General features: G+C 69.8%; 19 protein-coding genes. 12 read left to right on the top strand and 7 right to left on the bottom strand.

The window, feature by feature from the left end:
• Nucleotides 1-68: 68 nt before the first annotated feature.
• Together ACTXG6_RS31465 and ACTXG6_RS31460 are read right to left on the bottom strand one after the other, a co-directional pair.
• Nucleotides 69-1415 (bottom strand): M1 family metallopeptidase, encoded by a 1347-nt coding sequence (locus ACTXG6_RS31465; protein WP_445183035.1) that lies wholly within the window; start codon nt 1413-1415, stop codon nt 69-71.
• Complete coding sequence (locus tag ACTXG6_RS31460; protein WP_445190145.1) at nt 1406-5302, bottom strand: Pls/PosA family non-ribosomal peptide synthetase; 3897 nt, start codon at nt 5300-5302, stop codon at nt 1406-1408. Before ACTXG6_RS31460 ends, ACTXG6_RS31465 begins: the two co-directional genes overlap by 10 nt.
• 383 nt (nt 5303-5685) lie before the next feature.
• Between ACTXG6_RS31460 and ACTXG6_RS31455 the strand changes: the two genes are divergently transcribed.
• Together ACTXG6_RS31455 and ACTXG6_RS31450 are read left to right on the top strand one after the other, a co-directional pair.
• The gene (locus ACTXG6_RS31455; protein ID WP_445183034.1) at nt 5686-7659 is read left to right on the top strand and encodes an OPT family oligopeptide transporter; all 1974 of its coding nucleotides are present in this window, start codon (nt 5686-5688) and stop codon (nt 7657-7659) included.
• A 265-nt stretch (nt 7660-7924) separates the two neighbouring features.
• A complete protein-coding gene (locus ACTXG6_RS31450) occupies nt 7925-8863 on the top strand; it encodes a DUF1177 domain-containing protein (RefSeq protein WP_445183033.1) in 939 nt (312 codons plus the stop codon).
• Here ACTXG6_RS31450 and pepE read toward each other — a convergent pair.
• Both pepE and ACTXG6_RS31440 read right to left on the bottom strand, forming a co-directional pair.
• A complete protein-coding gene (gene pepE, locus ACTXG6_RS31445; protein ID WP_445183032.1) occupies nt 8860-9588 on the bottom strand; it encodes a dipeptidase PepE in 729 nt (242 codons plus the stop codon). The genes ACTXG6_RS31450 and pepE overlap by 4 nt on opposite strands.
• Nucleotides 9589-9954: 366 nt before the next feature.
• Nucleotides 9955-10923 carry a squalene cyclase gene (locus ACTXG6_RS31440; RefSeq protein ID WP_445183031.1) on the bottom strand — a complete coding sequence of 323 codons (969 nt, stop codon included), beginning with the start codon at nt 10921-10923 and terminating at the stop codon, nt 9955-9957.
• A gap of 212 nt (nt 10924-11135) precedes the next feature.
• Here ACTXG6_RS31440 and ACTXG6_RS31435 point away from each other — a divergent pair, with 212 nt between their 5' ends.
• Nucleotides 11136-12545: an FAD-dependent oxidoreductase gene (locus ACTXG6_RS31435; protein WP_445183030.1), complete on the top strand. Its 1410-nt coding sequence runs from the start codon at nt 11136-11138 to the stop codon at nt 12543-12545.
• A 68-nt stretch (nt 12546-12613) separates the two neighbouring features.
• On the opposite strand, the gene ACTXG6_RS31430 is transcribed toward ACTXG6_RS31435, so the two are convergent.
• Both ACTXG6_RS31430 and ACTXG6_RS31425 read right to left on the bottom strand, forming a co-directional pair.
• On the bottom strand, nt 12614-13333 hold the full coding sequence (locus tag ACTXG6_RS31430) for a L,D-transpeptidase (RefSeq protein ID WP_445183029.1): 720 nt from the start codon (nt 13331-13333) through the stop codon (nt 12614-12616).
• Nucleotides 13334-13496: 163 nt separating this feature from the next.
• Complete coding sequence (locus ACTXG6_RS31425) at nt 13497-15128, bottom strand: MDR family MFS transporter (protein ID WP_445183028.1); 1632 nt, start codon at nt 15126-15128, stop codon at nt 13497-13499.
• Between the two features lie 999 nt (nt 15129-16127).
• Here ACTXG6_RS31425 and ACTXG6_RS31420 point away from each other — a divergent pair.
• From ACTXG6_RS31420 to ACTXG6_RS31380, 9 genes are all read left to right on the top strand, one after another.
• Nucleotides 16128-17105, top strand: a complete 978-nt coding sequence (locus ACTXG6_RS31420; protein ID WP_445183027.1) for a methylenetetrahydrofolate reductase — start codon at nt 16128-16130, stop codon at nt 17103-17105.
• Nucleotides 17095-18615, top strand: coding sequence for a hypothetical protein (locus ACTXG6_RS31415; RefSeq protein ID WP_445183026.1), 1521 nt, complete (start codon nt 17095-17097; stop codon nt 18613-18615). The genes ACTXG6_RS31420 and ACTXG6_RS31415 overlap by 11 nt, the downstream gene beginning before the upstream one ends.
• Entirely contained in the window at nt 18615-19769 is a 1155-nt protein-coding gene (locus ACTXG6_RS31410) for a hypothetical protein (protein WP_445183025.1), read from the top strand. Before ACTXG6_RS31415 ends, ACTXG6_RS31410 begins: the two co-directional genes overlap by 1 nt.
• A gap of 2 nt (nt 19770-19771) precedes the next feature.
• Nucleotides 19772-21037, top strand: coding sequence for a methionine adenosyltransferase (gene metK, locus ACTXG6_RS31405; protein WP_445183024.1), 1266 nt, complete (start codon nt 19772-19774; stop codon nt 21035-21037).
• Between the two features lie 9 nt (nt 21038-21046).
• Nucleotides 21047-22573, top strand: a complete 1527-nt coding sequence (gene ahcY, locus ACTXG6_RS31400) for an adenosylhomocysteinase (RefSeq protein ID WP_445183023.1) — start codon at nt 21047-21049, stop codon at nt 22571-22573.
• A 2-nt stretch (nt 22574-22575) separates the two neighbouring features.
• Nucleotides 22576-23484 carry a formyltetrahydrofolate deformylase gene (purU, locus tag ACTXG6_RS31395; RefSeq protein WP_445183022.1) on the top strand — a complete coding sequence of 303 codons (909 nt, stop codon included), beginning with the start codon at nt 22576-22578 and terminating at the stop codon, nt 23482-23484.
• A 73-nt stretch (nt 23485-23557) separates the two neighbouring features.
• Nucleotides 23558-24556, top strand: coding sequence for a carbohydrate kinase family protein (locus ACTXG6_RS31390; RefSeq protein WP_445183021.1), 999 nt, complete (start codon nt 23558-23560; stop codon nt 24554-24556).
• 113 nt (nt 24557-24669) lie between these two features.
• A complete protein-coding gene (locus ACTXG6_RS31385; protein WP_445183020.1) occupies nt 24670-25137 on the top strand; it encodes a glycine/sarcosine/betaine reductase selenoprotein B family protein in 468 nt (155 codons plus the stop codon).
• A gap of 24 nt (nt 25138-25161) precedes the next feature.
• Nucleotides 25162-25866 carry a hypothetical protein gene (locus tag ACTXG6_RS31380; protein WP_445183019.1) on the top strand — a complete coding sequence of 235 codons (705 nt, stop codon included), beginning with the start codon at nt 25162-25164 and terminating at the stop codon, nt 25864-25866.
• On the opposite strand, the gene ACTXG6_RS31375 is transcribed toward ACTXG6_RS31380, so the two are convergent.
• On the bottom strand, nt 25848-26162 hold the full coding sequence (locus ACTXG6_RS31375) for an SbtR family transcriptional regulator (RefSeq protein ID WP_445183018.1): 315 nt from the start codon (nt 26160-26162) through the stop codon (nt 25848-25850). The genes ACTXG6_RS31380 and ACTXG6_RS31375 overlap by 19 nt on opposite strands.
• Between the last annotated feature and the right edge of the window lie 53 nt (nt 26163-26215).

Genomic DNA, 26215 nt, shown 5'->3' with positions numbered 1-26215 from the left:
CGCCCGAGAGAACAAGATCACGAGGCCGTGCGTGTTCTGCCGCTCCCGGCTGTTCTGAGAGTCGGACGTCAGCGGTCTCGGGCGGCGATACCGGGGAGCGCGGGCCGGTGCAGCCACGCGGTGAAGAACGCCGAGAGGTCGGTCGCGGCGTGCTGCCCGGCCAGCTGGACGAACTGCGCGGTGGACACCGTCGCGTGCCGATGCCGCGCCGCCCAGTCCTGTAGCAGCGCGAAGAACGGCTCGTCGCCCATCCGACCGCGCAACGCGTGCAGCACCAGGGCGCCGCGCTTGTAGACCCGCTCGTCGAACATCCGCCCCGGCCCCGGGTCGGCAAGGACGAGGTCGGCCGGCTTCACCGCCATCCGCGCGTGCCAGTCCCGGGCATGCGCGGCGGCGGACCGGCCGCCGGACGCCTCCGACCACAGCCACTCCGCGTACGTCGCGAAGCCTTCGTTGAGCCAGATGTGGCTCCAGTCGGCGATGGTGAGGCTGTTGCCGAACCACTGGTGCGCCAGCTCGTGCACGACGAGTCGCTCGTGGGTGCGCCGGCCGTCGACATGGTTCGCGCCGAAGATCGACATGCCCTGGGCCTCGATCGGGTCCTCCAGCTCGTCCTCGGTGACGACGAGCTGGTAGTTGGCGAACGGGTACGGGCCGAAGAAACCCTCCAGCGCAGTCATGATCGCGGGATGCCGGCCGAGGTCGCGCGCGGCGCTCTTGCGCAGCCGGGCCGGGACCAATGCGATCTGAGGCACGGGGCCGGCGGCGAGCTCGACCTCGTCGTAGCGCCCGATCTGCACGCTGACCAGGTACGACGCAGTGGGTTCCGTCCGCTCGTACACCCAGGTCCTGGTGCCGGCCGAGCGGCGCCGTGCGGTGAGTACGCCGGTGGCGGCGACCGTGTACGGCGCCGCGGTGGTCACGGTGATGCGGTAGGTCGCCTTGTCCGAGGGGTGGTCGTTGCACGGGAACCAGGACGGCGCGCCGACCGGCTGGCTGGCGACGAGCGCGCCGTCGGTCAGCTCGTCCCAGCCGACGTCGCCCCAGCGGCTGGACACCGGTGCGGGGTTGCCGACGTAGCGCACCTCGACGGTGAACGGGCCCTCGACCGCTCGGGCCGGCGTGACGTGCAGCTTGTCGCCGTTGCGCGTCGAACGGGTCTGCGTGAACCGCGCCGGCCGGCCGTCCACGAGCACCTTCGGCACGCGGAACGCGGCGAGGTCGAGGCTGAACCGGCTCAGCGGCGCGTCGGCCACGGCGGTGAGCACTGCCCGCCCGCTGAGCCGGTTGGCCGCGAGCTTGTAGTCGAGGTCCAGCTCGTAGTGCTCGACCCGGTACCCACCGTTGCCGTGTGCTGGCAGGTACGGGTCGCCCGACCGCGCCGCGCCGACCGTCGGTTTGCGGCTCAGCCCCACGTCGTGATCGGGTTGCCCAGCCAGCGGGTCGCGGCCGGGACGGTGTCGCCGCGGGTGACCAGCGATCCCGGTCCGACCGTCGTCGCCGCGCCGATGCCCGCGCCCGGGAGGATGATCCCGTTGGGCCCGAGGGTCGCGCCCTCGTCGATGTGTACCTCGTCCATGCTCATGATCCGATCATGGAACAGGTGAGTTTGCACGACGCAGCCCCGGTTGACGGTCGCGCCGTCGCCGAGCCGCACGAGATCGGACTCGGGCAGCCAGTACGTCTCGAGCCACACGCCGCGCCCGATGCTCGCGCCCATCGACCGCAGCCACCCCGTCAGCACCGGCGTGCCGCTCGCCGGCCCGACCAGCCACGGCACCGCCAGTACCTCGACGAACGTGTCGGCCAGCTCGTTGCGCCAGACGAATGAGCTCCACAGCGGGTGCTCCACCGGTCGGAACCGGCCCACGAGCAGCCACTTCATCGCTGTCGTCACGCCGGCGGCCGTGACACCCGCCGCGAGCAGCAGCGGGCCGGCGAGCAACGCGGCCACCACGAACCCGGCCGCGGCCTGGACCGCCATCAGCACCCCGACGGCGAGCACGGCGAGCGCGACGGAGCACATCACCGGCACCACCCGGCACAGCTCGATCAGCCCTCGGGCGATCTTGAGCCGGCGGGGCGGGTTGAACGTGCGGCTCGTGTCGCCCCGCTCGACCGTCCTGCGCAGCGGCATCGGCGGCAGACCGAGCCACGACGAGCCCTTCTTCGCCTTGCGCGGGGTCGCGGACAGCACGCCGACGAGCCCTCGGTTGGGCACCGAACGGCCCGGCGCGGTCATGCCGGAGTTGCCGAGAAACGCCTGCTTGCCGACACGCGACGGCGCCACGTGCAGCCAGCCGCCGGAGAGCTCGTAGGTGCCGACCATGGTGTCGTCGGCGAGGAACGCGCCGTCCGCGACCGTGGTCATCTTCGGCAGCGCGATCACCGTCGACGCCTCCACGTCGCGGCCGACCTTTGCGCCGAGCAACCGCAGCCACGCGGCCGTGAACTGGCTGGCGTACAGCGGGAACAGGCTGGTGCGAGCCATGCCCATCAGCCGCTCGGTGGTCCAGACCTGCCAGCCGGCGCGGCTGTGCACCGGGTGGAAGCCCTCGGCCATTCCGATGCCGAGCAGGCGCACCCCGGCGACGACGAGCGCCGCGTACGCCAGCAGGTACGCCACCGTCGCGGGGGCGACCATAAGCAGCGCCCGGCCCATCGCGGCCGAGGGCGACGTCGTGGCGCCGCCGATGCTCGTTCCGCTGACGCTGCTCTCGGCGACCCCGGCGGCGACGATCACCAGCGCCGGCAGCGCGGCCACCGCGGGCAGCAGCCCGAGCAGTATCGACGTGACGCCGTAGGCGAGCGTCCAGGTGCGCGAACGCGGTGGCCGAGAGGACGGCCAGCGCACGCCACTCTTGCCGGTCCGCCCCGCCGGCGAGCCGGCCCAGCGCTGACCGGCGGGGACGGCGCCGCGCACCGTCGACCCCGCGGCGATCTCGGCGCCCTTGCCGATCCGCGTGCCCGGCAGCAGGGTGCTGCGCGAGCCGACGGTTGCCCCGGCACCGATCCGGATCTTGCCGATGTGCACGACATCGCCGTCGACCCAGTGGCCGGCGAGATCCACCTCCGGCTCCACCGCCGCGCCGCGCCCCAACTTGAGCAGGCCCGTCACGGGAGGGGGCGAGTGCAGGTCGACGTCCTTGCCGATCTTTGCGCCGAGCGCGCGGGCGTAGCGGGTGGTCCAGGACGCGCTGGAGATGCCGGTCGCGCCGGACAGCTCCGCGAGGCGGGTGGCCGCCCACAGCCGCACGTGCACCGAGCCACCGCGCGGATAGCTGCCGGGACGCACGCCACGCAGCAGCAGCCGGACGCCCCCCGCCGCGATCCCGACCCGGCCAGCCGGGCTGAACAGCACCAGCCAGGCCACCGCGAGCGACCACCACGGCACTGCAGGCATCCAGGGGAGCGGGAGCGCGGTGGCGGCGACCGTCGAGATCGCGGCGGCGACGCTCGCCCAGCGCAGGCCGACCAGCGCCAGGATCGGAGCCATGAGCAGCGCTTGCGCGAACGCCGCGCGCCGGGGCGTCGGAGCGACGTCGCGCCGGCTGGCCGTGGTCGTGCTCAGTGTGTCTAGCCGGGCACCCAGCGACCCCAGCTTCGGGTTCAGGTAGATGTCGTTGACCGACACCCGCGGGTGCCGGGTGCGGATCCGTGCCACCAGCTGCGCAGCGGTCAGGCTGCCGCCGCCGTGGCTGAAGAAGTCGGCCCCCGGGTCGGTCACCGCCACGCCGAGGATCTCCGCCCAGCCCTCGGCCAGCCAGCCCTCGGTGGGGGTCAGCAGGCCCGCCGCGACGGGGTCGACGCCGCTGGCCGCCGGCAGTGTCGATGTCAGGGGCCACGGCAGTGCGTCCCGGTCGACCTTGCCGGACGTGCGCGTCGGCAGGTCGTCGACCACCGCCAGCAGCGGGACGAGCGCGGCAGGGAGCTGCTCGCGCAGGGCCAGCGACGCGGTATCGGTGTCCAGACCGCCGTCGGTGACCACGTACCCCACCAGCACCTGGTTCCCGGCCCGGGTGCGGCGCACTGCGGCCGCCGCGCCCCGGACGCCGGGCAGCGTGAGCAGCGCGGCGTCGACCTCGCCCAGCTCGATGCGCCGCCCGCCGAGCTTGACCTGCTCGTCGGCGCGCCCGAGGAACAGCAGCCCGGCCTCGTCGGCGCGGACCACATCACCGCTGCGGTAGGCGCGCTCCCAGCCCAGCGAGGGCAGCGCGGCGAACTTCGCGGCGTCCTTCGCTGTGTCCAGATAACGGGCGAGGCCGACTCCGCCGATCACCAGCTCGCCGCTCTCGCCCATCGCGACCGGGTCGCCCGCACTGTCGACGACGGCGAGCGCCCACCCGTCGAGCGGCAGTCCGATCCGGACCGGCCCCTCACCGGTGAGCTGGGCGGCGCAGGCGACGACGGTGGACTCGGTCGGCCCGTAGGTGTTCCATACCTCGCGGCCCTCGACGGCCACCCGCTCGGCCAGCTCGGGCGGGCACGACTCCCCGCCGAAGATCAGCAGGCGCACGTCCTCCAGCGCCTCCGTCGGCCAGAGCGCGGCGAGCGTCGGGACGGTGGAGACGATCGTGATCCGCTGCGCCTCCAGCCACGGTCCGAGGTCGACCCCGGTACGCACCAGGGCCCGGGGTGCCGGGACCAGGCAGGCACCGTGCCGCCACGCGAGCCACATCTCCTCGCAGGAGGCGTCGAACGCGACCGACAGCCCCGCCAGCACCCGGTCACCGGGCTGGATCGGCTCGTCGGTGAGGAAAAGGCGAGCCTCGGCGTCGACGAACGCCGCGGCGGAGCCATGGCTGACCGCGACGCCCTTCGGCGTGCCCGTCGAGCCGGACGTGAAGATGATCCACGCGTCGTTGTCGGGGCCGGGTGCGCCCGGTGTGCCGATCGGCGTGGCGTGCGTCGTGAGGGACCCGTTGTCGCCGAGCACCGCGCACACCCCGGCCTCGCCGAACACGAGCTCGGCCCGCTCCTCGGGGTCGTCGGCGTCGACCGGGACGTACGCGGCGCCCGCGGCGAGTACCGCGAGGACCGCGACGTACAGCTCGGCGGTGCCGGAGGAGATCCGGACGCCGACGCGGTCACCGACCCCGATGCCGGCAAAGGCGAGGCGGCGCCGGACGATGCCGACCTCTTCGGCCAGCCTGCGATAGGTGAGCACCGTGCCGCCGGCGTCGACCGCGGCCTCGCCTGCGTGCTTCGCGGCGGTCTCGGCGAGCACGTCGAGCAGCGTGCGGCGGTCCGGAGCGAGTGTGGCGGGGTAGAGCGCGGGGCCGCGGGTGAGCGCCAGCGTCACCGGGCACCGGCCCGGGTCGGCGTGGTTCGGGCACAGCAACGGCAGCGGGCAGCGCGCGGGCGCATGTCTCACCTTCCTGGTGAACGTGCTGTGGCGTCTGCCGGGTCGAGGCTGGGTGCGGTATGTGCGGCACCACCCGGGGCACAGCGAAATCAGTCCTTAGGTTAACGCCAGGTGTCCGTCCGGTCTCGAAGACGTGTGAGAGTTCACCCCTTGCCGACAGGGCACGGAGATCAAGAATCTGACACGAATGCTGTGCGCTTGTGGCACAGCTTTCGGCACGCGCCGTGCCACCACCGTTGCGCAAGCGCGGCAGCATCGTCTGGCGCTCAAGGTCACATAATCTCTGGGGCGGGTTCTCGAGACACCGAACCGGGGGATACATGGCCGAGCCGACCACGTCCAGCGCCACCACGTTGCGCGAGCTCACCTTCCGGGGTGTCGTACTCGGTGGCCTGATCACCCTGGTGTTCACCGCCGCCAACGTCTATCTCGGGCTGAAGATCGGGCTGACCTTCGCCACCGCGATCCCGGCCGCGGTGATCTCGATGGCGCTGCTGCGCTACTTCCGGGACCACTCGATTCTCGAGAACAACATCGTGCAGACCATCGCGTCCGCGGCGGGCACCCTGTCCTCGATCATCTTCGTGCTGCCCGGCCTGATCATGATCGGTTGGTGGCAGGGCTTCCCGTACTGGACGACGGTCGCGGTCTGCGTCATCGGCGGCACGCTGGGCGTCATGTACTCGGTGCCGCTGCGCCGCGCCCTGGTGACCGGCTCCGACCTGCCGTACCCGGAGGGCGTCGCGGCGGCCGAGGCGCTCAAGGTCGGCGCGGAGTCCGAGGAAGGCGCCGAGGGCAACAAGAAGGGCCTGCGGGCCATCGTGGTGGGCTCGCTGGCCTCCGCCGGGTTCTCGCTGTTGGCCGCGCTGAAGGTGCTCAGCAACGACCTGTCGGTGGCGTTCCGGATCGGGGGCGGTGGCTCGACCGTCGGGGCCAGCCTGTCGATGGCGCTGATCGGCGTCGGGCATCTGGTCGGGGTGAGCGTCGGGGCGGCCATGCTCGTCGGGCTGCTGATCTCCTACGGGGTGCTGCTGCCCACGCTCACCTGGGGCCACCTGCCGGTCGGCGCGGACGTCGACGACGTGGTGAGCAGCACGTTCAGCCACGACGTCCGGTTCATCGGCGCCGGGGCCATGGCGGTCGCCGCGATCTGGACGCTGTTGAAGATTATCGGCCCGATCGTGGGGGGCATCCGGTCGGCGGCGGTGGCGGCCCGGGCCCGGCGCGGCGGCGAGGTGCTCGGTCTCACCGAGCGCGACCTGCCGATCGGCATCGTCGCCGGGGTCAGCGCGGCTGCGTTGATCCCCATTGCCCTGCTGCTGTACGGCTTCACGCACGGCACGTCGCTGGCGGGGACGATGGGCGGCACGATCGTGGTCAGCCTGGTGTATGTGGTCGTCATCGGCGCGGTGATCGCGGCGGTCGCCGGGTACATGGCGGGCCTGATCGGCTCGTCGAACAGCCCGATCTCCGGGGTCGGCATCCTGACCGTGATCGGCGTGGCACTGCTGACAGTGCTCGCGCACGGCAACAGCGACCCGACCAACAGCACTGCCCTGATCGCCTACTCGTTGTTCACGACCGCGATCGTGTTCAGCATCGCGACGATCTCCAACGACAACCTGCAGGACCTCAAGACCGGCCAGCTGGTCGGCGCCACCCCGTGGCGGCAGCAGGTCGCGCTGGTGATCGGGGTGGTCTTCGGGTCGCTGGTGATCGCGCCGGTGCTGAACCTGCTGGGCACCGCGTTCGGTTTCGCGGGCGCCCCTGGCGCCGGCCCGAACGCGCTGCCCGCCCCGCAGGCGGCGCTGATCTCGGCGCTGGCCAAGGGGGTGTTCGGCGGCAACCTGAACTGGGGGCTGATCGGGCTCGGCGCGGCGATCGGGGCGGTCGTGGTTGCGATCGACGAGGTACTCAGCCGCACCGGCAGGTTCCGGCTTCCGCCGCTGGCCGTCGGCATGGGCATGTACCTGCCGATGTCGCTGACCCTGCTCATCCCACTCGGCGCGGTGCTCGGCCGCCTCCACGACCGCTGGGCCGAGCGCCGAGGTGGCGATGTCGAGCTCACGAAGCGGCTGGGCGTGCTGATGGCCACCGGGCTGATCGTCGGCGAGAGCCTGTTCGGCGTGGTCTTCGCCGGCATCGTGGCCGCCACCGGTAAGGAGGCGCCGCTGGCCGTGGTGGGGGAGGGCTTCGGGACCTGGGCGATCCCGATCGGTGTGGTGGTGTTCGTGGCGGCCGTGCTCGCGCTGTACCGGGCGACCCGTCGCTCGGCCGCCGACCGGGCGAGCTGACTCAGGAGCTCGCGGCACGCCCTGTGGGCTGGCGTTTCACCACGGACGATTCCATCCGCCGACCAGTAGCACGCGGCCCACGCTGGTCTCTTGACGCTCCTGTGCCGCGGCCTGGTACTGGTCCGAGTGGTACCAGGCTCTCATAGTGATCGGCATCGATGACCCCGACGATGGTTGTTCCCTTTCCGGCGAGCTCCCGATCATCGCCTGCTCGGGGTTCATGGTGTCGAGAGCTCGGAGCCAGTGCGGGGGAGGCGGGGACGAAGTGAGCTGGCGGGACGTTGTGGACGGATTCGAGCTACTCGATGACCCCCGGATCGGTGGTGCCGCCGTGGCCGAGTGGCTGCGCGGTGCGGGTGTGCAGGAGATCCAGGTCAGCCCGGTGGTCGGGGAGCGGGGCAGCACCGAGTTCGTGCGCGTGCTCATCCCCGGGGCGAACGTGCGCACAGTCGGCGGGACCGCGCCCACGCTCGGGTTGATCGGCCGGCTGGGCGGGATCGGCGCTCGCCCCGAACGAATCGGCTTCGTCTCCGACGGGGACGGTGCGCTCACCGTACTGGCGGCCGCGGCCAAGCTCGGCCGGATGCGGGCGCGGGGGGACCTGCTACCCGGGGATGTGCTGGTCGCGACCCACGTGTGCCCGGACGCACCGATCCGCCCGCACGACCCGGTGCCGTTCATGAACTCGCCGGTGGGCATGGAGGTGATGAACGCGCATGAGGTGGACGACGCGATGGACGCGGTGTTGAGCGTCGACACCACCAAGGGCAACCGGGTGTGCAACCACCAGGGCTTCGCGATCACGCCGACCGTCCGACAGGGCTGGATCCTGCGGGTGTCCGAGGACCTGCTGGACATCGCCAGCCAGGTGACCGGGCGGGCGCCGGCAGTCCTGCCGCTGACCATGCAGGACATCACGCCATACGGCAACGGCGTTCACCACGTGAACTCGATCCTGCAGCCGGCCACCGCAACCTCCGCACCGGTGGTCGGAGTGGCCATCACCACCGAGACGGTGGTGCCGGGTTCGGGTACCGGCGCCAGCGACCTGACCAGCGTGGAGTCGGCGGTCCGGTTCTGTATCGAGGCCGCGAAGGCGTACGGCGCCGGCGGCTGCCGGTGGTACGACACGGAGGAGTTCGACCGACTCGTCGGGCTGTACGGGCCGATGTGCCGACTACAGGGCGCCGACGAGCCGAACTAGTGCGAAGGCGTGTCGAAGCGGGGTTCGCTGGCCAGTAGGGAGGACAGCTCGGCGCCGGCGGGCAGCTCGAGCGGCTCGCGACCGCGCTCGAACAGCCGGGCGGAGTGCGGTCCGCCCAGGCTCGCCTTCCCGTCCCCGGTGACGAGCAACCAGGACCCTTCGCGCAGACCGAGTACCGGCACGTCGTTCTCCTCGAGGAACTGCAACAACCGCTCTTCGCGCGTCTCGCCCATGTGCGTCGAGGCGGGATCCGGATCGAGGTAGTGCGGGTTGATCTGGAACGGGATCAGGTCCAGCGTCTGGAACGACCCGGGTTCCACGATCGGCATGTCATTGGTGGTGCGCAGTGTCGGGCAGGCCATGTTGGTGCCGGCGCTCGCGCCCAGGTACCCAGCGCCGGCGAGCGCCGCGTCCCGGATCGGCTCGACCAGTCGGAGCGACTGCAGCGCGCGCAGCAGCCGGAAGGTATTGCCGCCGCCGAGGAACAGGACCTCCGCCGAACGGACGTCGGCAATCGGGTCGGTCGAGGTGTGCAGCCCAGTCATCTCGATCTCGTAGCGGCCCAGCGCCCCGGCCACGGCCTCTGCGTATTCGGAGTGATCAGCCAACGCATAGGGCAGGAACGTGACGCGGCGCCCGGCGACGAACTTGACCAGCGCCTCAGCCGCATGCGCGAGCATCGGCTGACCCGGTGACCGGGAGTTCGACAGCAGCAGCAGTTCCATGTACCCACCGTTCACCTGGTTCGGCTCCGTCGGGTCCATCGTGGCAGAACTGGTAGGTCGGCCAGCTGGATCCCGGGGCGGCTGTGCTCAGCGCCGGCTGGACTCAGGTAGCTGGCGGGCTGCCCACGGCGCGGCGGTCGGGGTGAGCCGGCGGCTCTCCAGGACAGCCGCGACCGCGAATCCGCCGCCGGCGATTGCGAGGACCCAGGGACGCCGAGGGCGACGATCCCCGGGCGCGACTCTTCGCCGTCTGCACCGGCTACCTGACCCCGTCAGCTTCCCGTGGCCACCCGACATCACAGAACGCCTCGTCGTCGCGCTGGCGCATCTCACGGACGACTAAGGCCGGGGTGGACAACTACCCAGTCAGGAGTCCCACCAGGCCAGCACTCGCGTCCCGAACAGAGTCAGCCACTTCGATGGCTCCCCCGCCGGCGTGTCGACCTCGAACCACACCCGCCCGGGGTGTCGGCGGGCTTGGAGCCAGGTGCCGTCCGGCTGTCTGGCGGCACGGATGAGCTCGATCGCGTCAGCCATGCGCGTGTCCGGTGTCGCGCTGTCGCGCAGTGAAGCCTGGCGGAAGTACTCGGCCGCGTTGAGCACGTTGTACGACCAGCGGAACGGGTAGGCGAAGCGGTCCACCCACGGCGCCACCGGTTCGCCGGTCGAGAGACGGCGGAAGAGTCCGCGCCGCAGGAGATACTCCTCGCCGGAGCGCCGCGAAGCGTGCGTAGCGGCGGTGCCTCCGGTAGCGACGTCGTAGGCGAGCAGTCCCTTGAGAGAGTTGAGCGTCGAGTGGAACGACGATCGAGCCGAGCCCTCGATCCACTCGCAGTTCCAGCCGCCGTCGGGCAGTTGATGCTCGAGGAACCAGTCGACGATGCCGGTGACGTCGGCGCCGAGCCACAGACCGTTGGCGACCGTCCAGGCGTTGATGCAGCAGTCGACCTCGCCGCCCCAGTACGGCAGGTCGTTGTACTCCCAGCGGCTGTTCTCGGCGAGAAGCTCGGCCGTGCGGCGCTCGCGCAGGACAGCGCCGTCGAGGCCCCACTCCCGCAGCGAGTTGAGCGTCCACGTCGTCGCCGTCCAGGGCTGCCCGGCACCTTCTGCCGCCTCAGGACCGTGAAAGTCGAAGTCCGCGGGGAAGAACGCACCGCCAGCCCACTGGCCGTCCGGGTCCTGGAACGCGAGTAGGCGCGCGCCGAAACCTTCGGTCGCGATCCGTGCCCGCGTTGCTTCCCAGACCTCGGGCGGTTCGCACACGAGGTCGCGCTCGACCTGCCAGCGCAACGCCGGATCAGAGGCGCGGAGCCAAGCGATCAGAGCCTCGGTCACACGGAGTGACTCTAGCCCGGATCTTCTGACCCGCGGCCGTGGTGGTTGGGAGGAGGTCGCGGGAGTGGCGGTCCGTTGAGTGGACCGAGCCCTTCCGCGCCGCCGTCCCTGAGCCCAAACTGCCGCGATCATCGCACCGCGTCGTCGTGCGTCGGCGCCGCTGGTGAGGTGGACGCGCGCTCTGCGCGGCGGCAGCTCTGGTGGAGCTTGGGATGGCGATGTACGGGCTTGGCGACCACGGCGTGGTCCTCGGGGCGAGCATGGGTGGCCTGTGTGCCGGCGCAGTGCTGGCACAGACCTTTCAGCAGGTCACAGTGGTCGATCGCGACGTTCTGCCCGAGGTGGGCGCCGTTCGGCGAGGTGTTCCGCAGGGACGCCACGCCCACGCACTGCTTCCCCGAGGGGCTCAGATAATCGAGGAGCTGTTCCCGGGAATTCTGTCCGAGCTGGCGGCCAGCGGAGTACCGGTGCTCCACGACATGGCCGAGTTCTACTTCTGCACGGGTGGGCACCTGCTGTGCTCGGCGGACCATCCCCTGTCGCCCTTCGCGATGTACCAACCGAGCCGGGCACACCTGGAGCACAGCGTGCGAACCCGGCTGCGCGCATTGCCGAACGTCGAGATCATCCCCAGCTGCGAGGCCGTCGGCCTGACCACCAACGACGGCCACCGGCGGGTGACCGGAGTGCGGCTCCTGCGCAACGGTGGCGTCGAGGACAGCATCGAGGCCGACCTGGTCGTGGACGCGACCGGCCGGAGCGGACGTGCGAGGACCTGGCTGTCCGAGCTGGGCTATCAGCCACCGCCTGAGGAACAGGTGCCAATCGACATCAAGTACGTCTCCCGGCACCTGCGCGTGGCCCCGGCGTCGTTGGGCCGGGTCAAGATGGTCATCATCGGCGCGGTGCCGGCCAGGCCCACGACGCTGTTCCTGCTCGCTGAGGAGGACGACCGGTGGACGCTCACGTTGGGCGGCTACGGCGGCCACCACCCGCCCACCGATCCGCGGGGGTTCCTCCAGTTCGCCCAGGAGATCGCCCCACCGCACATCTTCGCTGCTATCCGCGACGCGGAGCTCCTGGACGAGCTTGTCCCGCACCGGTTCCCCGCCAACCTGCGGCGACGCTACGAGCGGATGTCTCAGTTCCCCGCCGGGCTCCTGGTGTTCGGTGACGCACTGTGCAGCTTCAACCCCGTGTACGGCCAAGGCATGACCGTTGCGACGTTGCAGGCCTACGCGCTGCGCGACTGCCTGGCCGAGGGCGATACGGACTTGCCCCGACGGTTCTTCCGTGCCGCCGCGAGGTCCATCGACACCGCCTGGCAGCTCGTGCTCGGCGGTGACCTCGCCCTGCCCCAGGTGTCAGGACGGCTCCCATTGACCGCTCGGCTGGCGAACGCCTACCTCGACCGCCTATTTGCCGCCGCCAGGGACGACTCAGCGCTCGTCGAGCAGTTCGCTCGGGTCAGCTGGCTCGTGGACCCACCACGAAAACTCCTACGCCCCAGCATCGTTCGACGGGTACTTGCGGGGAGCCGGCGAAGGCGCACCGCACCACTCACCGGTACTCAACCGGCCGACCGAGATCCCATACCCCCATCGCCTGCCAAACCCATCTGATCCGCGACGTAACACACCGGCATGGTTCAAGCCGGCTACAGTCGCGGACCCGATCTCTGACCTGCGGATCAGCCGCCGTCGTCGGAGTCGCCGGAGTTGTCGTCCGAGTCGGACCCACCGGAGTTGTCGTCGGAGTTGGCGGTGGAGTCGTCGTGGAGCCCTCGGAGCGGATCGATCTGGCCCGGTTTCTTGCTGACCGCCGGCTGCCCCTTATGCCTTGGCAGCTCCTGGGAGGCCTTCACCACCTGAACCTGGTCGCCGATGGCCATGTAGTTGAACCAGGCGCGGGCGTCGGGGTCGTTGAGGTGGATGCAGCCCGAGGAGGAGCGGCCGGGGCTGCCGGAGTGGAAGGCGATGCCCCCGTCGGCGAAGAACACCGACCAGGGCATCGGGGCCGGTTGACCGTTCTTGAGCCGTGACTCCAGGCTCTTGTGTGTGGCGTCCTTGCGGTAGACCCGCAGCGAGTGCCCGACCGGGGTGGCCTTGCCGTTGCCGCCCGAGGCGACTCTAACCGGCCCCCGCACGATCGCCCCGTCGGCGAACAGCCAGGCTCGCTGTGAGTCCAGATCCACGCAGGCCCGGGCGGTGATGGTGCAGGGAGTTCCGGCCACCAACGGCGCGGCCATGGCGGCGGCGACCGCGTTCTGGTCGGTGCCGGTGTTGTCGTCGGCGTTGTCGTCGTCGGCGAAGGCTGGAGTGGTCAACGCCCCGAAGGTGACCACCGCGAGCCCGAGCGAGACGACCCACCGCCGTGCCGGCTGCTTCCAGGCGGGTCTCTGGGACTTCATCGGCCTCCGTCGGATTCGCGTGGAAAGGTACGCCACGGTGTATGACGAGTCGCCGGTGCCTGGGATACGGGCATCCGTCCTAGGTCACACGAGTGCACGCCCAGTTGTCACGAGAACACGGTGCGTCACCGCGCGCCCAAGACCCGGTTGATCTCTGGCCTGGTCAATGGACCACGGGTTTCTCGCCGGCAGCGGGGGCGCCGCCCGGGAGCAGGAAGGACATGGCGGCACCGAGGAAGCCGAGCACCGCGCAGACCAGGAAGACATTGCTGTACGTCTGGGCAGCGACCTGGCTCTGCAGCTGTTCCCACAGTGGCAGCAGCCCGCTCGGTCCCTGCTTCTGCATTTCCAGGATCCGCGGGTTGACGTCGGCGCCCACACCGGACAGCAGTGCCGACCGGTCTGCCATGAGCTGGCGTTGCTGGGTCGTCGCCATGGCGGTGAGGACGGCCAGGCCGAGTGCCATGGCCACCCGCTGGGTCAGCGTGCTGAACGTGCTGCCGGAGTTGATGAGCGCTGGCGGCAGCGAGGAGATCCCACCGGTCATGACCGGCATCATCGCGACCCCGAGGCCACTGGCCCAGATCATCAGGTAGAGGATCAGCTCTGGCCGGCCTATGTCGACATTGACCCGGCTCAGCAGCAGCGAACCGACGCCGACCAGCAACGACCCGCCGAACGCCGGCCAGCGCGCACCGAACCGGTCGTAGAGCCGCCCGGCCACCGGCATCAGGACCACCATCATCATGGCTTGCGGCACCAACACCAGGCCGGTGTGCCACGGGGTCAGGCTCTGCCCATTCTGTAGGAATTGCGGGATGTAGAACACGATCGCGAACAACCCGCTGCAGAGGAACACTGTCAGGATCAGCGAGATCACGAACGGCCTGCTCCTGAAGACGCTGACGTCCAGCAATGGGTGCGCGCTCTGCAGTGCGCGGACCACGAACAACGCGATCAGGTTGATCGCGGCGGCGAACAGGATCAGGATCGAGTAGCTGGGCCAGCCCCAGGTCGGGCCCTCCGAGGTGGCCAGCAGCAAGGCGAAACAGGCGGCCGCGATGCAGACAAATCCGGGTAGGTCGAACCGGTGACCCCGGGAGCCCACGATGCGTGGGAGCACCACGATCGCGGCGATTGTGCCGAGGATGCCGATCGGCACGTTGATGTAGTAGATCAACCGCCAGTCGATGTACTCGACCAGGTAACCGCCCAGCGACGGTCCGATACCGGGCGCCACGACCACGCCGAGCCCGAACAGGCCCATGGCGGCGCCGATCTTTTGCGGCGGCACGATCCGGTAGATCATTGTCAGGCAGGTGACCTGGATGACGCCACCTGGGATGGCCTGCAGAATCCGGAACAGGACCATCGTCTCGAGGTTGCCGGACAGTCCGCACAGCGCGGAGATCGCGGCAAAGCCGAGCATGGACCAGATATAGAGTCGCCGTAGCCCGATCCGCTCGCCCAGCCAGGCGCTGGCCGGCACGACCACGCCCTCGCACAGGCTGTAGGAAGTGGTGATCCACTGTGCCTGGTCGGTGCTGACCCCGAACTGCTTCTGGATTACCGGGATGGCCACGTTGACGATGCTGGTGTCGAGAACCGACATGAACATCCCGACGATCAGGATCGCGAGCGGTAGTCCCCAGCCTCTCTCCTTGGGCGGTGGGGGAGCGGGCCGCGGCTGACTCCGTGGAGTTGATGTCGGCGCGGCTCGCGTCGACGGCTGGTCCGGGCCGGTCCCGGTCAGCTCCGGCCGCAGCGGCACCTCATCAACACGCGCACTGGCCATAGAGATCCCCCAATGTCAGCGAATTGAGCACCGCACGACACCGGGCGGATCTGGGGACACACCCCCACTTGCCAACAGTAGGAACACCCGCTCGATTCCGGGTATCGACGTAGCCTGGATCACATCGCCCGACAACGGACCTTGCTCCCGGCAGCGCCACTCGACAGGTGGCTGGGCTCGAACCGCTGCGTCGACCTGCGCCGTGCTGGCCCCTACTCGACGTCGATCAGGTCGAGCGCGTCCTCGATCCGTCGCCGCAGCGGCGTACAACGTCGAACTCCGCGCCGAGATCGAGGCAGTCTCCCCGGCTCGCACAGACCTGCTGTGGGCGGCACAGGCCGTGCACGGTCTGTGCGGGCGGTACGGGGTCTGTGCGGCGGCGGGCTCGAGCGGGGGAGACGCGCTTGTCTGGATCCCCAATTGTGCGTGGCCCGACGTTGGCTCTCCGCACATATCCCGCACCGATCCCTTTAGCTAGGGTAGATGAGGTAGTTGCCGCTCAGATCGGGGAGAGAAATGAGCGCCACTCGGGATGAGACGCCCCTGGCTCCGGTGCTGCGCGAGCTGGACCGCATCTCTCAGTCTCTCCAGGTCGGGCGGCCGTGCGACTGCCAGGAGACAATCGCTGCACTTCGGCGAGAGGTTTCTGAATTGCGTGCGGCCGTTGCTCACCTACGGGCATCTAAATTCGGTGTGCCGAAAGAATTGCGCCCTGTAGTCGCCCGGGCCCTCCTGGACAGCGAGGCGCCGCTGAGTAGCGGGCAAGAACGGCCGTTCGGAACGGATCCCTCGGCTAAGCCATTCACGTAGATCGACTGTGTAAATCGACAAGTTTGCACCCTCGGATCTTGGCTGTTCGCCCGGAGACAGGCACAGTTCACCGGTGCGATTCTGTAAGTCGATTTGATACTTGTTCGAGAGGGAGCCGGGCAACATGCTCATCGATTCTCCGCGGGTTGCCGCGCCTCTGGAATGCGAATTGGTACCTGAGTGCGCACGGTGAGCGGGCTGCGAGCGGTCCTGGATTCCGGACGTTTCGCGGTGACCGCGGAGATCGGACCGCCGCGTGGCGCCGACCCGGGCGCGGTCGAGCGGAAGGCGGAGTTGCTACGCGGTTGGGTGGATGCGGCGAACGTGACCGACAACCAAGGCGCGCATGTGCGGCTGTCCAGCCTGGGTGGCAGCGTGCTGGCGATGCGGGCCGGCCTCGAACCGGTGATGCAGCTGACCTGCCGGGACCGCAACCGGATCGGCCTACAGTCCGACCTGCTGACCGCCGGCGCGCTGGGCATCCCCAACGTGCTGCTGCTGACCGGGGACCACCCCCGATTCGGCGACCACCCGGACGCGAAACCGGTGTTCGACCTGGACGGCGTGCAGCTGACCTGGTTGGCCCGCACGCTGCGCGACGAGGGCGTGCTGATGTCCGGGCTGCCGTTGTCGGTACGGCCCAACTGGCTGATCGGCACCGTGGAGAACCCGTTCGCGCCGCCCGCCGAGTTCCGGGCCCGGCGACTCGCCAAGAAGGTGGCGGCCGGAGCCGAGTTCGTCCAGACCCAGTACGTGTTCGACGTCGAGGCGTTCGAGCGGTGGATGGCGCGGCTGCGTGAGCTGGGGGTGACCGAGCGGTGCTGGGTGCTCGCCGGCGTCGGCCCGATTCGCTCGCTGCGGGTACTGGAGTTCCTGCGAACCGGTGTGCCGGGTATCCACATCCCGGAGCAGGTGGAGCGCAGGCTGCGTGGGATTCCCGGCGACCGCGTCGCCGACGAGGGAATCTCACTGTGTATCGAGACGATCCAGCGGTTGCGGGACATCCCCGGGGTGGCCGGGGTGCACCTGATGGCCTTCGGCTACGAGCGCGGGGTGCCGGACATCGTGCGCCGCGCCGGGGTGGGCCCGGCCGCCCAGCCCGACCTCCACCCGTCACTCTCGTCCACCGCCGTATCGACCAGGGAAGGCATCGGTCATGTTGGTTGACTTCCGACCGCACGCCAGGCTCCGGGGTAGCAAGCCGCCGGACATCGGCGCCTCGCTCGGGCCGCTCGTGCAGGCGTTGAGCGAGGACTCAGCGGATCTCGACAAGGTCAGGGTGGTCTGTGACTGGGTGCAGTACAAGCAGAACTTCCGGGAACCGGTCGACCTGCGGCCGATCCTCGGGCTGGTACAGCGCCATGCCGGCACCGACCCCGCCGTGCTGCCGGTCGGGGGGCGCGAGGAGCAGATGGAGATCGCCATCGACGTCAGGCGCGGCGCCGACCCGTCGCTCAAACAGCGGGCCGCCGCGTTGCTGCGCGATCGCGCCGCCGGAGGCAGCGGCGACCGGGTGTGGCTGGAGGGGTTCGGGCCGGGAAGCGCGTCCCTGATCTGGGACTACAACTCGCTGTACTGGCGTGACCTGGATCTGTGGGAGAAGTCGACCGGGCGTGGCTACGAGCAGGCACTGCCGGGAGGCGAGAGCGATGCGCGCAACCAGGATGCCGCTCGCGGGCTGATCGGCGAGTTGTTCGCGGTGTGGGACCGGCTGGCCGCGTCCGGTGCGCTGCCCGAGGAGCTCTACGTCGTGGAGCTCGGAGTGGGCAACGGCGGGCAGGCGAAGGTGTTCCTCGACGAGCTGCGCGCGCTGGACGCCCAGCACGGCCGGGGCTACTACCGGCGGCTGCACTATCTGATGTGCGACTACTCCCCGCACGTCCTGGACCTGGCCAGGGAGGCCGTCGCCGAGCATCTCGGGCACATCAGCACCTTTGCGCTGGACGCCACCCGCCCCAGCCGGTCGCTGGGCTTCCTGCGGCAGAAGGTGTTCCTGGTCTACATCTCCAATGTCTACGACAACCTGCCGACCGACGAGGTGACCCAGCTGGGCGGGCGCACTTACCAGGTGCAGACCCGCGCCTTCCTGCCGGCGGCCGAGGCGGCGCGGCTGGTCGAGTTGCTGTCGGTGTCAGCACCCGCCCCGGTGTCGGTCGACGAGCTGGCCGCACTGGTGCGCAAGCTGCCCAGGCTTGGCCCGGCGCTGTTGGCGGATGCCGCGCCGGCGCTGTTCGCCGACGTGGATGCGGCGGTGCTGTTCTGGCGTGAGGTGTGGAGCGCGCTGCGACTGGCCGAGCGCTATGTGCCGCTCACCGGCCTCGACCTGTACGAGCTGGCCCCTTCGGTCAACGGGGAGACGTTGCGGCCGCTGCTGGAGTCCGGGGCGGACGTTCGGATGCACGTCAACAACGGTGCACTGGCCAGCTTCACTGACAGCCTGAAGCTGCTGCACCCGTTCGGCAAGTTGGTCTGTCACGACCTGTTCGTCACCGATGTACAGGCCTACCGCACGAACTTCCGCGGCCCCGGCAAGTACGACGGGTCGGTGGTGAACTGGGTCAACGGGCCGCTGCTGGCGCACGTCGGGCGGCGCAAGGGCTTCGAGGTGCACTACGCACCGTTCGCCCACCGGGGCGGCGGCAACATCATCACGATGACCGCGCAGGTGATGGACTGATGCGCGTGCTGCCCGGGCTGCCTACTCTGCCTACTCTGCCTACCTCGGTGGTCGGGTCCTACCCGGTACCGGAGTGGATGGAGCGGCTCAAGACCGACTACTACCGCGGTCGAATGAGCCAGGCGCAGGTGGACGACCTGCACGAGATGGCGATCAAGGCGGCGCTGCGGGATCAGGAGCTGGCCGGGATCGATATCGTCTCCGACGGCGAGCTGCGCCGGGACAACGACATCGACTACTTCCTGGCCAGGATGCCCGGCGTCGAGATCGCCGAGAGGGCCAAGGACTTCTACTTCGACTACTACCGGGCCCGGCTGACCGCCCCGCTGGCGCCGTCCCGGGACGCGCCGATCGGACTTGCGGACGACTTCGCGTTCACCGCGTCCCAGTGCACGGGTCCGATCAAGTTCTCCTTCACCGGGCCGTTCTCACTCGCTCACCGGGTGCGCAACGAGGCCTACCCGGAGCAGCGCGAGTTGGTGCTGGCGATGGCCCGGGTGCTCAACGCCGAGGCGAGGGCGCTGGCCGACCGCGGCGCGGTGCTGTTGCAGATCGACGAGCCGTTCCTGGCCGGCTACCCGGACCAGGTGGCCACCGCGGTGGAAGCGATCAACGTGGTGACCGAGGGCGTGGACGTGGGTTGGGCACTGCACGTCTGTTACGGCAACCGGTACGCCCGCCCGCTGTGGGAGGGGCACTACGACTTCCTGTTCCCCGCCGTCCTGGACGCGCACGTGGATCAGCTGGTGCTGGAGTTTGCCCGCAAGGGTTATCAGGACCTGCCGGTGGTGGCCAAGTTCGGCTGGGACCGGGGGATCGGCCTCGGCGTGATCGACGTGAAGAGCGCCGAGGTCGAGACGCCCGAGCTGATCGCCGCCCGGATCCGCAGCGCACTCGAGCTGGTCCCGGCCGAGCGCCTGACGATCAACCCGGACTGCGGTCTGCGCAACGTGTCCGGGGCGGTGGCCAGGGCGAAGCTGGCCGCCATGGTGCTCGGCACCCGGGCCGTGCGGGCCGAGCTCGCTGCCCAGGAGCCGGTCGCCGGGCCACCCCGGCCCGTCCCGGACACTCCGAAACGCCCGGAGCCGGCCGACACCGCCGCCGTGTCAGCCAGCCAACCCGCTGACCGCACCACCGTCTCGCAAGGAGTCTGACCATGACGCAGCTGGAGCCGAGGGGGTACCTGTTCACCTCCGAGTCGGTGACCGAGGGCCATCCGGACAAGATGGCCGATGCGATATCGGATGCGGTGCTGGATGCCGCTCTGACCGGTGACCCGTACTCCAGGGTGGCGTGTGAAACGCTGATCACTACTGGGATGGTGGTGTTGGCGGGGGAGATCACGACGCCGGGGCAGTTGGACTACACGCAGATCGTGCGGGACACGGTGAACCGGATCGGCTACGACAACGGTGCGTTCGGTTTTGATGGGCATAGCTGTGCGGTGTTGGTGGCGCTGGACAAGCAGTCCCCGGACATCGCCCAGGGCGTCGACTCGGCCTTGGAGAGCCGGGCGCACGGGCACCGGGGCAGGCTCTCGGATGACGAGCTGGACCGGGCCGGTGCGGGTGATCAGGGGATGATGTTCGGTTACGCCACCGACGAGACGCCCGAGTTGATGCCGATGCCGATCGCGTTGGCGCACCGGCTGTCGCGGCGGCTGGCGGCGGTCCGTAAGGACGGCACTCTGGGTTATCTGCGCCCGGATGGGAAGACGCAGGTCAGTGTGCGTTACCGGGGGAACGTGCCGGTCGGGGTGGAGCGGGTGTTGATTTCCACGCAGCACGCGGAGGAGGTCGGTACCGAGCAGATTCGTGAGGATCTGTGGCGCCACGTCGTCACCCACGAGCTGCCGGTGGATTTCTATGACGCTGATGCGTTGCGGGCGGATCTGTTGGTCAATCCGACCGGGCGGTTCGTGATCGGTGGCCCGGTGGGTGATGCCGGGCTGACCGGCCGCAAGATCATCGTGGATACCTACGGTGGGTTCGCCCGCCATGGCGGTGGGGCGTTCTCCGGTAAGGACCCGTCGAAGGTGGACCGTTCCGCGGCCTATGCCGCCCGGTACGTGGCGAAGAACGTGGTGGCGGCGGGGTTGGCGGCGCGGGCGGAGGTGCAGGTGGCGTATGCGATCGGGGTGGCGCGGCCGGTGTCGGTGCTGATCGAGACGTTCGGTACCGAGCGGGTGGGTCGGGACTTGATCGAGGCCCTGGTGAGCGAGCACTTCGACCTGCGCCCGGCCGCGTTCCGCGGCTATCTGGACCTGCACCGGCCGATCTACTCACCGACCTCGGCGTACGGGCATTTCGGCCGTACCGACGTCGACCTGCCCTGGGAACACACCGACCGCGCCGACGCGCTGCGCCGGGCCGCCGGACTGACCGTCTCCGACGCCCCGGCCATGGCGCCGGTCTCGGTCTGAAAGGAAACCATGACGACAACCGTGACAACAACCGTGACCACCACCGAAGCACCCGGGCACGCCCTGCACCAGCGCCGCAACGGGCTTGACTTCGCGGTGGCCGACCTCGGGCTCGCCGAGTTCGGCCGCAAGGAGATCCGGCTGGCCGAGCACGAGATGCCCGGGTTGATGTCACTGCGCCGGGAGTACGCCGAGGCTCGCCCGTTGCACGGTGCCCGGATCGCCGGGTCGCTGCACATGACGGTGCAGACCGCCGTGCTGATCGAGACGCTGGTGTCAATGGGTGCGCAGGTCCGGTGGGTGTCCTGCAACATCTTCTCCACCCAGGACCACGCCGCCGCCGCGACCGTGGTCGGCCCGCACGGGACGGCGGAGGCACCAGCCGGGGTACCGGTGTTCGCCTGGAAGGGCGAGTCGCTGGGGGAGTACTGGTGGTGCACCGAGCAGCTGTTCCTGTTCACCGACGCCGAGGGCGCTCTGGTCGGCCCGAACATGATCCTGGACGACGGCGGCGACGCGACGCTGCTGGTGCACAAGGGGGTGGAGTTCGAGGCGACCGGGGTGGTGCCGTCGATCGAGGACGACGACCTGACCGCGTCGGAGGAGTTCCGGGTCATCATGGACACGCTGCGCCGGAGCTTGGCCGCCGACCCCCAGCGCTGGACCCGGGTCTCCGCCGACATCCGCGGCGTCACCGAGGAGACCACCACCGGCGTGCACCGGCTGTATCAGCTCGCTGAGCAGGGGCAGCTGTTGTTCCCGGCGATCAACGTGAACGACTCGGTGACCAAGTCGAAGTTCGACAACAAGTACGGCATCCGGCACTCGCTGATCGACGGCATCAATCGGGGTACCGACGTGCTGATCGGCGGCAAGGTCGCGGTGGTGGCCGGGTTCGGCGATGTCGGCAAGGGCTCGGCGGAGGCCCTGTCCGGGCAGGGCGCCCGGGTGATCGTGGCCGAGGTGGACCCGATCTGCGCGTTGCAGGCACTGCTGGAGGGTTTCCAGGTCGCGCTGCTGGACGACGTGATCGGCCGGGCGGACCTGGTCATCACCACCACCGGCAACAAGGACATCGTCACCGTCGAGCACATGGCGAGGATGAAGCACCAGGCGATCCTGGGCAACGTCGGGCACTTCGACAACGAGCTCGACATGGCCGGCCTGGCCCGCTACCCGGGCATCCACCGGATCAACATCAAGCCGCAGGTGGACGAGTGGGTGTTCCCGGACGGGCACTCGATCATCGTGCTGTCCGAGGGCCGGCTGATGAACCTGGGCAACGCCACCGGCCACCCCAGCTTCGTGATGTCCAACAGCTTCGCCAACCAGGTGATCGCGCAGGTCGAGCTGTTCACCAAGCACGAGGAGTACAACCGCGACGTCTACCGGCTGCCCAAGATCCTCGACGAGAAGGTCGCCCGGATCCACGTCCTGGCCCTCGGCGGCGAGCTGACCACGCTCACCAAGGACCAGGCCGAGTACATCGGCGTCGACGTCGAGGGCCCGTTCAAGCCCGAGCACTACCGGTACTGAGCATGACAGTACTGATCGAGCAGCCCTCGGCCACCGGGCAAGCCGACCCCGACGCGGCCGGGGACGTCGGCCGGCTCGTCGTGTCCTGTGTGGACGGGCCGGGGATCGTCTCGAAGATCAGCACGTTCCTGCACCGGCGCGGCGCGAACATCCTGCAGTCCGACCAGTACTCCACCGGGCCAAGGGGCGGGCGGTTCTTCCTGCGCATCGTGTTCCACCTGCCCGGACTGCCCGCCGAGCTGGCTGGGTTGGAGCGCGCCTTCGCGGCCGAGGTGGCCCATCCGCTCGGTGCCCGTTTCCAGCTGCGGGACGCCTCGGTACCGACGCGGGTGGCGCTGTTCGTGTCGCGCTACGACCACTGCCTGCTCGACCTGCTGTGGCGGGCCCGGCGCGGCGAGCTGCCGATCGAGGTTGTCCAGGTGGTGTCCAACCACGCCGACCTGGCACCGGAGGTGGCCGCGTTCGGGGTGCCGTTCGAGCACATCCCGGTCAGCAGGACGACCAAGTCCGCGGCCGAGGCGCGCCAGCTGGCGCTGGTACGCGGGCGGGTCGACCTGGTCGTGCTGGCCCGCTACATGCAGATCCTGTCCGGCGGCTTCCTGGACACGGTGGGCGTGCCGGTGATCAACATTCACCACTCGTTCCTGCCCGCCTTCGCCGGCGCCGGGCCCTACGAGCGTGCCAAGGAACGCGGGGTGAAGCTGATCGGGGCAACCGCGCACTACGCCACCGAGGACCTGGACGAGGGTCCGATCATCGAGCAGGACGTGGTCCGGGTGAGCCACCGGGTCACCGCCCGCGAGCTCCCTCAGCGGGGCGCCGACATCGAGCGGGCCGTGCTGGCCCGCGCGGTGGCCTGGCACGCGCAGGACCGGGTGCTCGTGAACGGGCGCACCACCATCATCTTCTGACCCCAGCGACGGTGTAACCGGGTGGCGCGCGGGCGCCGCTCGGGTTCCGCGCCGTGCCCATCCGGGAGTAGCCATGCCAGTCGGAACCACTGCCATCACCGGTTCGATCGCCACCGACCACCTGATGCACTTCCCCGGCCGCTTCGCCGAGCAACTGCTTGCCGAGCAGCTCGACCGGGTCTCGCTGAGCTTCCTGGTCGACGACCTGGTGATCCGCCGGGGCGGGGTGGGCGCCAACATCGCCTTCGGAATGGGCGTGCTCGGCCAGCGCCCGGTGCTGGTCGGCGCGGTCGGGGCCGACTTCGCCGAGTACCGGGACTGGCTGGAGCGGCACGGCGTCGACTGTGCCGGCGTGTTCACCGTGGGCACCGCGCACACCCCCCGGTTCACCTGCACCACCGACGAGGACCAGTGCCAGATCGCCTCGTTCTACCCAGGAGCGATGAGCCACGCCCGGGAGATCTCGCTGGAACCGCTGGTGGCGAGCCACCGGATAACGCTGGTGCTGGTCGGGGCGAACGACCCGAACGCGATGGTCGCGCACACCCGGGAGGCCCGAGAGCTGGGGATCCCCTTCGCCGCCGACCCGTCGCAGCAGCTGCCCCGACTGGACGCCGAGCAGTGCCGGACGCTGGTGGACGGGGCGAAGTACCTGTTCACCAACGAGTACGAGTGGGAGCTGCTCATCCGCCGGACCGGTTGGAGCGAGGCCGAGCTCACCGACCGGGTCGGCCTGCGGATCACCACGCTGTCCGACAAGGGCTCGGTACTGGTCGGCCGGGACGGTACTGACCTGCACATCAACGTCGTGCCGACCCACGACATCGCGGACCCGACCGGCGGCGGTGACGCGTTCCGGGCCGGTTTCCTGGCCGGGCTCGACGGCGGACTCAGGGTGGAGCGCGCCGCGCAGCTCGGCTCCCTGCTCGCCACGCTGGTGCTGGAGACCACCGGCACCCAGGAGTGGGCCATCGACGCCGCTCAGGAGACCGAGCGGCTGAGCGTGGCGTACGGCCCGGACGCGGCGGCCGAGATCGGGCCGGTGCTGCGCGCCGCCCTGACGACCGACTGAGGGCGCGTGACCGCGAACACGGATGTGCCGCCTTCCGACGCTCCGCCGTGGTCGGTGACAATGCAGTGGCATGCGTCCGACTGACTGACGTTCGATGGCCGGGAGGTCGCGCAATGCCACGCCTGGACGGGCTACCGCCCAAGATGCAGGCGGTTCTGCGCGCCCAGCCGGTCGCCGAGTACGACAGCAGCCCGGATGCCGGCCCGGTGACGTTGGCCTCGGCGCGGGTTGCGTTGGTGACCTCGGCCGGGTTGCACGGGCGTGGTGATGAGCCCTTCGTCCGGGAGGACCCGGGCTTCCGGGTCATCCCGTCGGAGGTCTCGGCGCAGGACATTGTGCAGAGTCACACGAGTATCGGATTCGACCGCACCGCGATGCAGCGCGATATCAATGTGGTGTTCCCGATCGACCGGCTCCGGGAGTTGGAGGCCGAGGGGGTTATCGGGGAACGTGCGCCGAGGTTCCTGTCGTTCATGGGGGCGCAGCATGACCCGGAGCCCGCGTTGGCGTCGTCGGCCGCCGGCGCCGCCGAGGAGTTGCTGCGCGACCGGGTGGACGTTGTCCTGCTGACCCCCACTTGACCGTTGTGTACGCACACGGTCGGTGTGCTCGCTCGCACGTTCGAAGCGGCTGGTCTGGCGACGGTCTCGATCAGCATGGTGCTGGAGCACAGCGCGATGCTGAAGCCGCCGAGGGCCCTGTACGTGCCGTTCCCGTTCGGCCTCCCGCTGGGTAATCCGGGGGACTCAGCCCAGCAGCGCAGGGTGCTCGACGCGGCCTTCGGCTTGTTCGAGGACCGGCCACCGGTGCTGCGCGAGCTGACCGGCGAGGTGGATGGCGAGGTGGATGGCAAGGTCCCCGGCGCGCCGGTTCAGGCTTCCGCGTTGGGCGAGGGCGCGGTGCGGGCTGTCGGTGTTGCGGATGAGGTCACCCAGATGCGGCACTACCAGGAACGTTGGGTGGCCCGGACCGGGCGGAGCTCGGTCGGGCTGACCGGGGTGCCACCGACCCGGTTCCGCGGTCTGGTGCGGTTCCTGGAGGCGGTGGCCGGTGGAGACCTCACCAGCCGTCCTCGGGAATGCCCGCCGGAGGCCGAGTTGGCCTATTTCATCCGCTGGTGCTGTGACGACCTGAAGGCGTTCTACGCCGAGGCGCGGTTCGTCATGCGCCCGGAGGACTCCGGGGACGCGGTGCAGCGGTGGTTGTGGGGTGAGACGGCGGTGGGCGAGCTGATCCGCCGGGTGGGCGAGCGGATGAACGCCTCGGACGACCCGCTGATGCGGCAGGTCGCCTACGGCGTCGCCCGCTGAACCTGCCTGCACGGGGTGGTGCGGTTACTTTCCCTGTGGTTCCGCTGCCCTACCGCGGCTTCGGACAACAGAGTGGGTTCCGAGCGGCTCGTTCGAAGGCCGTCGATCAGTATCCCGATCAGCCTTCGGTAGAGGCGCGGGTGGTTTGTGCCGCCGAAGTCCGCGGCGGATTGGATCGCCGCCGAAGCGAGCAGGATATCTGAGACTTCGAAGTCTTGTCGCAGCTGTCCCGCTTGCTTGGCGCGATCGACAAGGCCAGTGAGTTCTGCCAGGACCCGTGTGTCGGTCTGTTCCAACAGTTCGAAGAGTTTGCGTGACGGAGGGGTACGCGACCAGCCCAGTGTGTCGT

The sequence above is a fragment of the Pseudonocardia sp. Cha107L01 genome (assembly GCF_052566575.1).
The sequence above is the reverse complement of the archived record's forward strand: the minus strand, read 5'-3'. Positions and strand labels throughout refer to the sequence as shown.

Coding starts and splice junctions, on each gene's coding strand:
- pepE (WP_445183032.1), bottom strand. CDS start 9,588: ATGGAACTGCTGCTGCTGTCGAACTCCCGGTCACCGGGTCAGCCGATG.
- ACTXG6_RS31435 (WP_445183030.1), top strand. CDS start 11,136: ATGGCGATGTACGGGCTTGGCGACCACGGCGTGGTCCTCGGGGCGAGC.
- ACTXG6_RS31415 (WP_445183026.1), top strand. CDS start 17,095: ATGTTGGTTGACTTCCGACCGCACGCCAGGCTCCGGGGTAGCAAGCCG.
- metK (WP_445183024.1), top strand. CDS start 19,772: ATGACGCAGCTGGAGCCGAGGGGGTACCTGTTCACCTCCGAGTCGGTG.
- purU (WP_445183022.1), top strand. CDS start 22,576: ATGACAGTACTGATCGAGCAGCCCTCGGCCACCGGGCAAGCCGACCCC.
- ACTXG6_RS31410 (WP_445183025.1), top strand. CDS start 18,615: ATGCGCGTGCTGCCCGGGCTGCCTACTCTGCCTACTCTGCCTACCTCG.
- ACTXG6_RS31390 (WP_445183021.1), top strand. CDS start 23,558: ATGCCAGTCGGAACCACTGCCATCACCGGTTCGATCGCCACCGACCAC.
- ACTXG6_RS31430 (WP_445183029.1), bottom strand. CDS start 13,333: ATGAAGTCCCAGAGACCCGCCTGGAAGCAGCCGGCACGGCGGTGGGTC.
- ahcY (WP_445183023.1), top strand. CDS start 21,047: ATGACGACAACCGTGACAACAACCGTGACCACCACCGAAGCACCCGGG.
- ACTXG6_RS31425 (WP_445183028.1), bottom strand. CDS start 15,128: ATGGCCAGTGCGCGTGTTGATGAGGTGCCGCTGCGGCCGGAGCTGACC.
- ACTXG6_RS31455 (WP_445183034.1), top strand. CDS start 5,686: ATGGCCGAGCCGACCACGTCCAGCGCCACCACGTTGCGCGAGCTCACC.
- ACTXG6_RS31385 (WP_445183020.1), top strand. CDS start 24,670: ATGCCACGCCTGGACGGGCTACCGCCCAAGATGCAGGCGGTTCTGCGC.